Annotated in this window: 1 pseudogene; it reads right to left on the bottom strand. The window is 59.4% G+C overall.

Annotated elements, in window-relative coordinates:
* Window positions 1–512 (bottom strand): annotated as a pseudogene (locus DEQ92_RS23605) (hypothetical protein); the annotation flags it as partial.

Raw genomic sequence — 512 nt, 5'->3', positions numbered from 1 at the left:
CACTCCGGCTCGGTTTCGTACTCCCGTGCATCGGAGATGAGGCGCTGCTCTTCACGATCGGTGAGTCGGAGGTCGGCGCCGTCCGTGCTGGTGTCCGGGCGGATGTACTTCTCGAGGCTTCCCTCCAGTGAGGTTCGGACTCTCTGCTGGACGTTCGAGCGGATCTCCTCTTCCAGGCCGTCCATGATCGCCGTCGCGATGTTGGAGTCTGTTTGGGGAATCATCTCGGGGACGTACGACAGCAAGAGGACTGCCTTGGCGACTTGCAGGTCGAATTCGTCGGTCTCCGGGTCGTTTCCGATATCCTCGATGACCTCGGTCTTTTCCTGAATGATGTCTTTCAGCTCGTACTGGACGAGGTTGTAGAAATCTACCAGGCTGATGACCGGCATGTCGCCGTCTTTCTTTGCCCATTCAGCCCGCAGCCCAGCGACCAAAGCGAGAACGGCGCGGGCGGTTCCTGAGAAGATCGACTTGGTTGCGTCGGGGAGCAGCTCTCGCAGGTTCGAGAA

The sequence above is a fragment of the Haloferax sp. Atlit-6N genome (genome assembly GCF_003383195.1).
GTDB lineage: Archaea > Halobacteriota > Halobacteria > Halobacteriales > Haloferacaceae > Haloferax > Haloferax gibbonsii.
This window is presented reverse-complemented; position numbering and strand designations above follow the sequence as displayed.